The organism is Martinezella rhizogenes, assembly GCF_027460065.1.
In the GTDB taxonomy this organism is placed as follows: domain Bacteria; phylum Pseudomonadota; class Alphaproteobacteria; order Rhizobiales; family Rhizobiaceae; genus Agrobacterium; species Agrobacterium rhizogenes_C.
In genome coordinates, this window is record NZ_JAPYZZ010000009.1 from 79,040 (window position 1) to 91,809 (window position 12,770).

A 12,770-nucleotide genomic window follows, 5' to 3' on the forward strand; every position below is an offset into this window, starting at 1 on the left:
GTTTTCCTAACGCGAGGATGATTGTGAGGTTCCGCACGAAAATGCCGGTTATCCTGAAAGCAGACAAAGAAAAACCCCGGAATCATCTCCCGGGGTTTCTTTTTCAAACTGTTGAGCCACAAGGATCAGTCAGGCAACGCATAAGCGATGACGTAGTCGCCACGATCCGGAGACTGGCGGGCACCGCCGGCCGAGATGACGACATATTGCTTGCCGGTCTTTGGAGACTTGTAGCTCATCGGGCCGCCCTGGCTGCCGACCGGAAGGCGGGCCTTCCAGACTTCCTTGCCGGTCGCCGTATCGAAGGCGCGCAGATAGTAATCCTGCGTGCCGGCGATGAAGACGAGGCCGCCCTGGGTGGCGAGCGTGCCGCCGAGCGTCGGCATGCCGATCGGGATCGGCAGGCCCATCTTGATGCCGAGCGGACCCGTATCCTCGACGGTGCCGACCGGCACCTGCCACTTGATCTGCTGCGTCTTCATGTCGATCGCGGTCATGGTGCCATAGGGCGGAGCCTGGCATGGGATGCCGAGAGCCGACAGGAAGCGGTTCTTGTTCACCGCATAGGGCGTGCCCTTCATCGGAACGACGCCCATGCCGGTATTGACGCTTTCGCCACCGCTGGCAACGGCCTTGGTGGGGGCGGCTTCCTTCATCTCTATCCACAGACCAAGACGCATGTCATTGACGAAGATGGTGTTGGTGGTCGGGTCGGTCGAAAGACCGCCCCAGTTCATGCCGCCCAGCGAACCCGGGAAGGCGAGCGAGAGGTCGGTGCCGGGTGCCGTATACAGACCCTCATAACGCATGCCCTTGAAGGCGATACGGCACAAAAGCTGGTCGAACGGGGTCGCACCCCACATATCGGCTTCCGTCAGCGTCTGCGCACCGATCTGCGGCATGCCGACGGAACGCGGCTGCGTCGGTGAATAAGGCTCGTTGGGAATATTGGCAGCCTTGACGGGAACCTCTTCCACCTTGGTCAGCGGCTGGCCGGTCGCACGGTCGAGCACGTAGATCTGCCCCGCCTTGGTGCCAAAGGCGAGCGCCGGAACGGTGGTTCCGTCCGCCTTCGGGAAATCGATGAAGCTCGGCTGCATCGGCACGTCGAAATCCCAGAGGTCGTTATGAACCGTCTGGTATACCCACTTTTCGCGGCCAGTCGTGGCGTCGAGCGCCAGCATGGAGGCACCATATTTATGGTCGAGTGGTGTGCGTGTCGCGCCATAAAGATCGACCGAAGGGCTGCCGACGGGCATGAAGACCGTGTTCAGGTCCGGGTCGTAGGACATGGATGCCCAGACATTCGGTGTGGAACGTGTGTAAGTCTGGCCCGGAGGCGGCAGCTTGGTGATGTCAGGGTTGCCGGGGTCGAAAGCCCAGCGAAGCTCGCCGGTGACCACGTCGAAACCGCGCATCACGCCGCCGGGCATATCCACCTGCACGTTATCGGCGATACGGCCGCCGACAACGACGGTGGTGCCGGCAAGCGTGGGTGCCGAGGTCAGCACATATTGCGGGTCCGGCGCATCTCCCATGCCGATCTTCAGATCGACGCGGCCATTCGTGCCGAAGTCAGGGCAAAACGCGCCCGTGTCCGCATCAAGCGCGATAAGTTCCGCATTGATGGTGTTCATCAGAATACGGCGCTGGCAAAGTGCGCCTTCGGCCACCACGGCCGGCGTGACGGGCGTGGAGCCCGGAGCGGTCGGTTGCTGCAGCGGCGCTTTGGCATCGAAATAGGCAAGGCCACGGCAACGCATCCAGACGGAGGATTTCGAATTGATTTCCGCCTTCCACTTCTCGGTTCCGGTATCGGCATCGAGAGCGATGACATTGTTGTGCGGTGTGCACAGGAACACGGTGTCACCCACCTGTAGCGGCGTCTGCTGGTCTTCCGCGCCGTTGGCGCCGGGGCTGATCGGGGTGTCGCCGGTGTGGTAGGTCCAGGCGACTTCGAGGTTCTTGATGTTGTCTCGGGTGATTTCGTCAAGTGCCACGAAACGGCTGCCACCGGAAGTATTGCCGTAATGTTCCCAGTTCTTCTGCTCGGTTTCCGGGGTTACCGGCGTCAGCGCCGCCGGCTTGCCATTGAAGGCAACGGTCGGATGCGCCACGAACATGCCGGCAAAACCGGCACCGGAAGCGATGGCGAGAACAGCGGCTACCGCGAAAGAAGAGCCATATGCCGGCGTTTTGCCGGCTGCGCGGCGCAGCAGCGGGTAAGACAGGGCAACGACGGTTGCCCCCACGCCGATGGCCAGCAGGCGGGAAATCAGCGGCCAGAAGTGAAGGCCCGCTTCCCAAACTGACCAGACGCCGGTGAGGATGAAAACGAGACCGAAAAGAAGCGCGCCTGCAGGCTTGCGCAGCAGGATCAGCAGGCCCGAAACGATGAGCGAAAGACCTGCGGCGATGAAATAGGGGCTGCCACCGAGGGCGACGAGCTGCCAGCCGCCAATGGCGAAGAACAGGCCCGCGGCGATGATGACCGCGCCAAGCACCGACAGCCATAATCTGGCCGGGAGCGACAATGAAATTGCTGGATTACCCATGAATGAATGTCCGTTTAGAAGAGCCGCCCGAAAGGCTGAGGCCCGATGATCGTTCAGTGTCCGGCAAAGCGCGAACAGTTCGACGCCGATGCGGTCAAACGAAGATGCGCCGGTGGCGGCGCGGCTGAACGGGGAACGATGGTGGGGAAGACTTCGGTAGTGACCGTCATTTTTGACCCATTCACTGCAGGTTACCGCCGGCCGAATGGACGACGGGACGTATGCTTGAACAAATCCCCCCAGGTCCGGATCGCCCTCGCCTGCAAGGGCGGGAAAGACGTTCTGAACGCTGGCTGCGGTATAACGTCGCCCGCGACAAGATGACAATGCGCAAGACGGGTAATTTTGATAAGCTAGGCTTATATCACGCCGCGCCCGACAACACAAAGACCTCTTCACCAATGGATACACGCCAGCTCACCATATTCGTGGAAGCCGCAAGGGCCAGAAACTTTCGGGCCGCCGCCCTCCAGCTCGGCATCGCCCAGCCGGCCGTTACCCAGCGCATCCGGCAGTTGGAGGAGACCCTTGGCTTCAAACTCTTTCACCGCATCAATCGCGGTGTGGAACTCACCCCGGCGGGACAATCCATGCTCACCGAGGCGGAAGAAATCCTTGCCCGCACCAAAGGCGCGCTCGAAAAGGCGCAGCAGATCCGGCGCGGTGAGCTCGGCACGCTGCGCATCGGTTACGGCACCAGTGTCATGGCCGAGCGAAAGCTGCCGGCACTGATCACCCGCTATGGTGATGAGCACAGGGATGTGACGCTGGAACTTTTGCCCGGCATGACGATGGAACAGCTGATCGAGCAGGTGGAAACGCGCAAGACCGATGTCGCCTTCATCCGTGCACCCCTCCCCCGGCTGCCACAGACTCTGAGGGCGATGCCCTTCGACCGCTCGAAACTGTGCGTTGCCCTGTCGGAACGTCATCCGCTGGCCTCCAGTCCCAGACTTTCGGCTGGCGATATTTTGCGGGAAAAACTGCTGCTGCCGATCGACGAGATCGGCCTCGGTCTGAGCAGTAGCGCGCTCACGCTTTTTGAGGATGCCGGTTGCGAACCGCAAATTGGCATGCGTATCGCCAACATCAATACCATCCTCGCCCTGGTGGAAGCCGGTGCGGGCATTTCCATCCTGCCGGAAAGCACCGCGCGTTCCACACGCGGCATTGCCAGCGTGCCGCTCGACAGTGCAGACGCATGGTCCGACTGCGTGCTGGTTGTCAGGCGCGGCCCGCTTGCCCTCCATGTCGATGCCTTCGTGAATATGGCCCGCCAGGCTTATCAGCCAAGCCTTTGACAACGAACATGCGGACTTAATCGATTGAATCGGCCGTAAATTTCATCACGCTTAAATTTGCTGCACTGAACAACATTCAAGGCTTGGCAGGCGTGCAAAAAATACCATAACAACAGCGAATATTTTTATACTGATAACGACAGGAAAGCACGCTCAGCCCATGTCCGACACGACGAAACCCGCCAGCACAAGAACATCGGTTACGGATCAGGAAGCCCTGGATTTCCACGCGCAGGGCAGACCGGGCAAACTGGAAATCACCCCGACCAAGCCGATGGCAACGCAGCGGGATCTGTCGCTCGCCTATTCGCCCGGTGTTGCTGTGCCGGTGAAAGCCATCGCCGAAAATCCGGCGACTGCTTACGATTACACGACGCGCGGCAACATGGTGGCCGTCATCTCGAACGGCACCGCCATCCTCGGGCTCGGCAATCTCGGTGCGCTCGCCTCCAAGCCGGTCATGGAGGGCAAATCGGTCCTCTTCAAGCGTTTCGCCGATGTCGATTCCATCGATCTTGAGGTCGATACCGAAGACGCCGATGAGTTCATCAATTGCGTGCGTTATCTCGGCCCCTCCTTCGGCGGCATCAATCTCGAAGACATCAAGGCGCCGGAATGTTTCATCATCGAAAGCCGCCTGCGCGAGTTGATGGACATTCCCGTCTTCCATGACGACCAGCACGGCACCGCCATCATCGCCGCCGCCGGCCTTATCAACGCCATCGAACTGACCGGCCGCGACTTCAAGACCACGAAGCTGGTCTGCAATGGCGCGGGCGCTGCGGCCATCGCCTGCATGGATCTCATCAAGGCCATGGGTTTCAACCCGGAAAACATCACGCTCTGCGATACCAAGGGCGTGATCTATCAGGGCCGAACGGAAGGCATGAACCAGTGGAAATCCGCCCATGCGGTGAAGACCAATAACCGCACGCTGGTGGAAGCCATGAAGGGTGCGGATGTGGTGTTCGGCCTCTCGCAGAAGGGCGCTTTCACCGAAGAGATGATCCGCTCCATGGCGCCGAAGCCGATCATTTTCGCCATGGCAAATCCGGACCCGGAAATCACGCCGGAAGAAGTGTCACGTATCCGCGACGACGCCATCATGGCGACCGGACGTTCCGACTACCCGAACCAGGTCAATAACGTTCTGGGTTTCCCCTATATCTTCCGCGGCGCGCTCGATGTGCGTGCCCGCCAGATCAACGATGCGATGAAGATTGCCGCTGCACAGGCGCTGGCCGATCTTGCCCGTGAGGACGTACCCGACGATGTGGCCGCTGCCTATCAGGGCAACCGCCCACGTTTCGGGCCGCAATATATCATTCCGGTTCCGTTCGATCCGCGCCTGATCTCGGCCATCCCGGTGGCGGTCGCCAAAGCTGCCATTGACACCGGCGTCGCCCAGCGCGAAATACCCGATCTCGACGCCTATGCCCGCGAGCTTTCCGCTCGCCGCGACCCGATGGCCTCGACAACGCAGCGCCTTTACGAGCGCGTGCGCCGCTCGCCCAAGCGTGTCGTCTTTGCCGAGGCGGAAGAAGAACAGGTCATGCGCGCGGCGATTTCGTTCACCGCCCAAGGGCTTGGCACCGCCATCCTGCTCGGCCGCGACGACATCATCAAGGCCAATGCGGAACGCGCCGGCATCGATCTCGACCGCGCCAATATCGAAATCACCAATGCCCGTCTCTCCAGCCGCGTCGATGCCTATATCGATTATCTCTATGCTCGGTTGCAGCGCGGCGGCTTCCTGCTGCGCGACGTGCAGCGCCTGATCCACAATGACCGCAACCACTTCGCCGCCTGCATGGTGGCGATGGGCGATGCGGATGCCGTGGTGACCGGCGTGACCCGCAATTATTCGACGGCGCTGGAGGATATCCGCCGCTGCATCAACACCAAGCCCGGCCATCGTGTCATCGGTGTTTCGCTTGTTGTCTCCCGCAACCGCACCGTCTTCGTGGCCGATACCGCCGTGCACGACATGCCGACTGCGGAAGACCTTGCCGATATCGCGGAAGAGGCGGCCGGCCTCGCCCGCCGTTTCGGTTATGAGCCGCGCGTCGCCATGCTTGCCTATTCCACCTTCGGCCAGCCGGTTGGCGAACGCTCCGACAAGGTGCGCGAAGCGGTAAAAATCCTCGACAGGCGCAATGTCAATTTCGAGGTGGACGGCGAGATGTCGGCGGATGTGGCGCTCAACCATCAGCGCATGCAGAGCCAGTATCCATTCGCCCGCCTTTCCGGTGCGGCCAATGTGCTGGTCATGCCCGCCATCCATTCCGCCTCCATCTCCACCAAGATGCTGCAGGAACTGGGTGGTGCCACCGTCATCGGTCCGCTTCTGGTCGGCCTCGACAAATCGGTGCAGATCACCTCAATGGGTGCCAAGGACAGCGATATCGTCAACATGGCGGCGATTGCAGCCTATAACGCCGGACGGTGATGTCGCGGCGTGTTTCTTCTCCCCGCCGGGGAGAAGATGGCCCGAAGGGTCAGATGAGGGGGCAACGTTTCCGTATATTACTACCCTCGCCCCCTCATCCCGCTGCCGCGACCTTCTCCCCGACGGGGAGAAGAAACAAGCGGCAATCGATCGCCTCATATCTGGCGAACCGGTCAGTAAGCAGCGAAAACAAAGAACAGGATTCTACGATTTCCCTTTTGTAGGATATTTTTTCGCATCAGAAGCTTTATTGGAACGCAATTTTATTCATACTATTTTTCGCGCAATGCCAATTCTCGCTCTCGGCGGGTGCCTCATGTAGTTTCCACCCACACTCAAAAGGAAATACCCATGGCCCTCTCTTTTTCCAGATTTGCCGCAAAACTCATTGCCGGAACCGTCGTCATCGCTTCGATGGCCACCGCCGCCCACGCTGATGCAACGCTTGACCGCATCAAGGGTCGCGGCAAGCTCACCGTCGGCGTCATCCTTTCCGGCGCGCCTTTCGGCTTCATCGATCCGAAGACGCAGGAACAGAAGGGCCTCAACATCGATGTGGCCAAAGCGCTGGCCGCCGGTCTCGGCGTTGAATTGGTCACTGAAACCGTGACCCCGCCCAACCGCGTGCAGTTCCTGCAGCAGGGCAAGGTCGATATTCTCATCGCCAACATGCAATACACCGAAGAACGCGCCAAAACGCTTGATTACGTGCCGACCCCCTATGACCGTCAGGGTGGCGCCGCCATCGGTCGCAAGGACAGTGGCATCAAGGACTGGTCGGACTTGAAGGGCAAGATCGCCTGCGTTTCGCAGGGCTCCAACTACACGCAGCCGCTGATCGAGCAGTACGGCGCACAGGTGAAGGCGCTGCCGAGCCAGCCGGAATCGCTCTTGGCGCTGAAGGGCGGCAATTGTGATGTTTCGGTTCACGTCAACGGCACGCTGAGTCTGATGCTTCAGGATCGCGCCGACGAGTGGAAGGATTACGGCATCCTGATCCCAACCGATCTCATTCCTTCCGATTCTGTCATCTGGCTGCGCAAGGGTGAAGCCGACACGCAGGCCGCACTCGACAAGATAGTCAAGGAGCTGCACGCTTCCGGCAAAATGATCGAATTCGCCAAGGCCAACCGCCTTCCGAGCATCGGCTACATGGAAGAGCAGAAGAAGAAGCTTTCCGCCGCGCAATAAAGCGGCTGGGCAATCTGGCTCATCCCGTCACCTTAGCGTGATGGCGGGCGTCTGCCTCGAAGGCGTTTACGCCACCCCTCAAGAACGGCCGGTTTCGCCTGCCGTTCTTTTCTGCTTTATAGCAAGGCAGGCCATTCTGGCGCCGCCCGCCCGGCGGCACCCGCAATAAACAGCATGGATTTCCGATGCAGGATTCATTTACAGCGCGCTTTATTGAACTCGCCGCGCATCTCGGCCTCAACTATGATTTTCTGAACAGCGGTTACGAGGTTCAGATCTGGCTTGATGGCATGAAGATGACGCTCATCCTCGTCGCCGTTACCTTGCCGCTCAGCCTCGTATTCGGCTTCATTTTCGCGGCGATGCTGACATCAGGCAAGACCTGGCTCGCCGGCCCCGTGCGTGCCTATGTCGAACTGACACGCAACACGCCGACACTGGTGCAGCTGATGTGCGGTTTCCTCGTGCTCAACATGCTGATTTCCAACGTGCTGGGCGGCGCGCAAAACAACCCGCTGACGCCGTTCTTCTGGGTCGTTGCCATCACCGGGCTGCATATTGCCGCTTTCCATGCGGAAGCGTTGCGCGGCGGTATCGAAGCTGTGCCGGCCACCACCATCGAGGCGGCGCGCGCCATCGGCTTCAGTTCGCTGGAGATTTTGCGTTACGTCGAGTTTCCGCTGGCGATCCGTACTGCCCTGCCCTCGATCATCAACAATCTCGTCAATCTGGTGAAGCTCACCACCGTCGGCTCGGCGATTGCTGTGGGTGAAATCACCTATGCCTCGATCCTGATCTGGACCCAGCGCGACAATGTGGTCGAATTGATGCTCGTCATCCTCATCTTCTTCAGTGTCATCAATTTCATCGTCGCAAGGGCCGGTCTCTGGCTTGAACGACGCCTTGCGGTTCCGGGGTTCGGCCAATGAGCGCGGTTGTCTCTCAAACGCGGGCGGCAAAGAAGCTGCCTTTCGGCACCATTCTGCTGCTCGGCGTGGTGATTGCGGTTGTACTGTGGCTGATCCTCGATCCCTCGCTCGGTCAGGTGCTGCTGCAATGGCTGCCCTATCTGGCCAAGGGTTTTGCGATGAATGTGCTGATCAGCATTCTGGCAATCGCGATCGGCACCTTCATCGGCGTCCTGCTCGGCATCATGGAGCTCGCGCCTTACCGCCTCGTGCGGGCGCCGGCGCTCACCTATGTGCAAATCTTCCGCAACGCCCCGCATCTGGTGCTGATTTTCGCCGCGACCTACATCTTCCCTTTCGAGATCGTCGCCTTCGGCAATTACATTCCCTTCCCTGACTGGATCAAGGCCGTCGTCGGTCTAGCCATTCCGGCAAGTGCCCATATCGCCGAAATCACCCGCGGTGCCATCCAGTCCATCCCCACCGCCCAATGGGAAGCGGCGCAGGGTCTCGGCTTTTCCCGGAACCAGACGCTGCGCTGGATCATCCTGCCGCAATGCGTGAAACGTTCGCTGCCGCCATGGATGAATCTTTATGCCTCGATCACCATGGGCACGGCGCTTGCCTCGCTGGTTGGCGTGCATGAGCTTCTGCATGCCGCGACCGACGCCAGCACCGCCGTGCAACGCAACGATTTCACCGTCGTGGTCTATCTCACCGTTTTGATGGCGTTCTTCCTGTTCTGCTATCCCGTTTCCCGTTTCACGCAGCGCCTCGAGCGGCGCTTCGCTTCCCGCTGATTGGAACAAGCCATGTCCGCACCCGCACCACAAGCCGCCGCAAAAGCTCTGGTTGAACTGGAAGGCATACACCTGTCCTTCGGTGATAACCAGGTTCTGAAAGGCATAGATCTCATCGTCAACAAGGGCGACGCCGTCTCCATCATCGGGCCTTCCGGCTCGGGCAAATCCACGATCCTGCGCTGCATCAATGGCCTGCTCATTCCGCAATCCGGCAAGATCACCGTCGGCGGCACCCGGGTCGACCAGCTGAAAACCGAGGCTGAGCGCATCGCGCTGCGCAAGCGCATCGGCATCGTGTTCCAGCAGTTCAACCTCTTTCCGCATCTGACGGTCATGGAAAACATCACCATCGCACCGATCAAAATCCTCGGCACGCCGAAGGCGGAAGCCGAGCGCCATGCCCGGGAATTGCTGGAGAAGGTCCGTCTTTCCCAGAAGGTCGATGCCTATCCCGGCCAGCTTTCCGGTGGCCAGCAGCAGCGCGTGGCGATTGCCCGTGCGCTTGCCATGCGGCCGGAACTGGTGCTGTTCGATGAAGTCACATCCGCGCTCGACCCGGAAACCGTGGGCGAAGTGCTCGCCGTCATCCGTGATCTCGTCAATGACGGCATGACCAGCATTCTCGTGACCCACGAAATGCGCTTTGCCGAGGAAATCAGCGATAATATCGTCTTTACCGAAAACGGCCTGATCGTCGATCAGGGCACGCCCGAACACATCTTCTACAGGTCGACCAATCCGCGCATCAACGCTTTCGTCAAGGGTCTTGGCGGGCAGGTGGCGCGGGTGGCCGACGGTGAAGGGATCTGACGCCATGTCCGCAGAGGAAAAACTCACGCTTCATCTTGCCGAAGCCATCGCCGCTTCCGATCCGCTACGCGATGAAGAGGCGGTCACCATCGCCCGCACGGCGCTGATCGATTTTTTCGCCTGCGTGCTGGGCGGCGCTGCCGACAGAAGCACGAAAATCCTGATCGACACCTTCACGTCAGGCACGCAAGGCACGGCCGGCATCATCGGCCACGATCTGCGCACGGATGCCTTTACCGCCGCCCTCATCAACGGCCATGCCGGCCATGTGCTTGATTATGACGATGTCCATGGCAGCGTGCGCGGCCACCCCACCGTCGCCATCATTCCAGCCCTTCTGGCTGTTGCGGTCGAGGACGGTTCGACGGCGGATGCCTTCATCGCCGCCTATATCGTCGGGCTTGAAACCATGGCGCGGATTGGCCTGTCACTCGGCACCAAGCACTACGAAAACGGCTTCCATGCCACCGCCACACTCGGCCCCATTGGCGCTGCGGCGGCGATCGCCCATCTCCTGAAATTCGACCCGCAGACCACGGCCGTGGCACTCGGACTCGCGGCCACGCAATCGGCCGGGCTTCGCCTGCAATTCGGCTTCGATGCCAAGCCGCTGCACGCCGGGCTTGCCACACGCGCCGGCCTCACCGCTGCGCGGCTGGCACAATCAGGCTTTCAGGGCGCACCGGATTTTCTGGAAAACCCCATCGGCTTCTACTCCGCCTTCGCCTTCGGCGCCGAGCAGCCGAAACGGGTTCTCTCCGGCTGGGGCGCACCCTGGCAGATCGTCTCACCGGGGCTCACCCTCAAGGCATTTCCCTGCTGCACTGCCGCCCACCCCGTCGCCGTCGGCGCATTGGCGCTGCACAGCGCCGATGATCTGACACCGGACGAAATTGAAACGGTCGCCATCACCTTCCCGCCAGGTGGCGATGCTGCCCTCGTTGGCTCAGCCACACCCGCCACCGGCATCGATGCGCGTTTCAGCCCCGAATATGTCTTTGCTGCCGCGCTGACCGACGGAGCACTCGGCATCGGCCATTTCGACGAACGCCCGGCGCGTGCCGATCTGCTCGCACTTTCAGCAAAGGTCTCGCGCCGGCACGATGAGACCGCCCGCCGCCTCTCGCCCGATCCGACCACCCGTTTCGTGGTCATCGACGTGACGAAAAAGGACGGCACGATGCTGTCGCGCCGTATCGACGGCCTGCCGAGCATAGACGATCCGACGGAGAAATTCGCCGACGCGACCGGCGACGCTGAAAAATTCGCCGGAATTCCGGCACTGGTGCGGAGCATGAAGACCGCAGCCGACCTCAGGAAGCTCGAAACGCTTCTGATAACTGAAATATAACTCGACCGACATGAAGGCATGACCCCATGACCAATACGACCCGCAAAAGACAGATGCATCTCGGCCTTTTCCTGCAGGGCGCCGGGCACCACGTTTCGGGCTGGCGTCACCCCGATGCGGAGGCCGGCAGCGAGAATCTCGATCTGCTCACCCGCGTCACGAAAATGGCGGAAGCCGCAAAATTCGACATGGTCTTTCTCGCCGACGGCCTGACCAGCGGTGTCGACGCCCATCCCTCGATGATCGCCCGTTTCGAGCCGCTGACATTGCTGGCAGCGCTTGCCATGGTGACCGACAAGATCGGTCTCGCCGCCACCGCCTCCACCACCTATGGTGAGCCCTATCACACTGCCCGTGCCTTTGCGTCCATCGACCATCTGAGCCATGGCCGCGCGGCGTGGAATATCGTCACCACTTCCTATGCCCGCACGGCGGCGAATTTCTCCAAAAGCCATCCCGAGCATGACGAGCGTTATGCGGTGGCGGAAGAATATGTAAACGTGGTGCGCGGCCTGTGGGACAGCTGGGATGACGACGCGTTCATCAAGGACAAGCAGGCGGGCCGCTACGTCGATCCGGAAAAGGTCCATATCCTCGACCACGAAGGCAAATATTTCACGGTGAAGGGTCCGCTCAATATTCCGCGCTCGCCGCAGGGGCACCCCGTTCTCATTCAGGCAGGCTCTTCGGGACCGGGGCAGGATCTCGCCGCCCGTACCGCCGATATCGTCTTCACCGCCCAGCAGGCGATTTCCGAAGCGCAGGCCTTCTATACCAGCCTTAAAACCCGCGTGGCGAAATTCGGTCGCGATCCGGCAAGCGTCGCCGTCATGCCGGGTTTCATGCCGATCATCGGCCGGAGTTTCGAAGAAGCCGGTGAAAAGCTGAAAGAGCTGAACCGCTGGACCGACATCAAGAGCGCCATGCCGCTGCTTGAAGAACGCATTGGTCACAGCCTTGCCGATTACGATCTCGACGGTCCGCTGCCCGATCTGCCGATCTCCGACCAGCTGCGCAGCCGCGCCGAGCTTCTGACGGAACTGGCACGCCGCGAAAAGCTGACGATCCGGGAACTGGCGCTGCGCGTCGCGGCGGGCCGTGGCCACCACATTGTCATGGGAACGGCGAAAGAGGTGGCTGACCGGATGCAGGAATGGTTCGAAAACGGTGCGGCGGACGGCTTCAACGTCATGCCGCCCTTCTTCCCCGGCGGGCTGGAGGAATTCAACCGCGAGGTCGTTCCGCTTCTGCAGGAGCGCGGCCTGTTCCGCAAGGATTATGAGGGCTCGACGCTGCGTGACCATCTCGGTATCGCGCGACCGACCCTGCGGGGATAACGGCATGCGGATGCCCGATCAAGGGCATCCGCATCCACCAAATCCTGTTCATGAAAAGCGGACCG

Annotated in this window: 9 protein-coding genes; 8 read left to right on the forward strand and 1 reads right to left on the reverse strand. The window is 60.7% G+C overall.

The genetic code is table 11. From position 1 onward, the window contains the following. Positions 1-125: 125 nt before the first annotated feature. Complete coding sequence (locus O8B93_RS15840) at positions 126-2,555, reverse strand: glucose/quinate/shikimate family membrane-bound PQQ-dependent dehydrogenase (RefSeq protein WP_269710887.1); 2,430 nt, start codon at positions 2,553-2,555, stop codon at positions 126-128. 326 nt (positions 2,556-2,881) lie between these two features. On the opposite strand from O8B93_RS15840, the gene O8B93_RS15845 reads away from it, so the two are divergent. From O8B93_RS15845 to O8B93_RS15880, 8 genes are all read left to right on the forward strand, one after another. Then, positions 2,882-3,856, forward strand: coding sequence for a LysR family transcriptional regulator (locus O8B93_RS15845; protein WP_269710888.1), 975 nt, complete (start codon positions 2,882-2,884; stop codon positions 3,854-3,856). 160 nt (positions 3,857-4,016) lie between these two features. Further along, complete coding sequence (locus O8B93_RS15850; protein ID WP_269710889.1) at positions 4,017-6,305, forward strand: NADP-dependent malic enzyme; 2,289 nt, start codon at positions 4,017-4,019, stop codon at positions 6,303-6,305. A 351-nt stretch (positions 6,306-6,656) separates the two neighbouring features. Continuing rightward, positions 6,657-7,496: a transporter substrate-binding domain-containing protein gene (locus O8B93_RS15855; RefSeq protein WP_092771382.1), complete on the forward strand. Its 840-nt coding sequence runs from the start codon at positions 6,657-6,659 to the stop codon at positions 7,494-7,496. A gap of 185 nt (positions 7,497-7,681) precedes the next feature. After that, entirely contained in the window at positions 7,682-8,425 is a 744-nt protein-coding gene (locus O8B93_RS15860; protein ID WP_269710890.1) for an amino acid ABC transporter permease, read from the forward strand. Then, positions 8,422-9,204, forward strand: a complete 783-nt coding sequence (locus tag O8B93_RS15865; RefSeq protein WP_269710891.1) for an amino acid ABC transporter permease — start codon at positions 8,422-8,424, stop codon at positions 9,202-9,204. The genes O8B93_RS15860 and O8B93_RS15865 overlap by 4 nt, the downstream gene beginning before the upstream one ends. 12 nt (positions 9,205-9,216) lie before the next feature. After that, positions 9,217-10,017, forward strand: a complete 801-nt coding sequence (locus O8B93_RS15870) for an amino acid ABC transporter ATP-binding protein (RefSeq protein ID WP_269710892.1) — start codon at positions 9,217-9,219, stop codon at positions 10,015-10,017. A 4-nt stretch (positions 10,018-10,021) separates the two neighbouring features. Beyond that, positions 10,022-11,368: an MmgE/PrpD family protein gene (locus O8B93_RS15875; protein WP_269710893.1), complete on the forward strand. Its 1,347-nt coding sequence runs from the start codon at positions 10,022-10,024 to the stop codon at positions 11,366-11,368. A 26-nt stretch (positions 11,369-11,394) separates the two neighbouring features. Next, the gene (locus O8B93_RS15880) at positions 11,395-12,705 is read left to right on the forward strand and encodes an LLM class flavin-dependent oxidoreductase (protein WP_269710894.1); all 1,311 of its coding nucleotides are present in this window, start codon (positions 11,395-11,397) and stop codon (positions 12,703-12,705) included. Positions 12,706-12,770 lie beyond the last annotated feature (65 nt).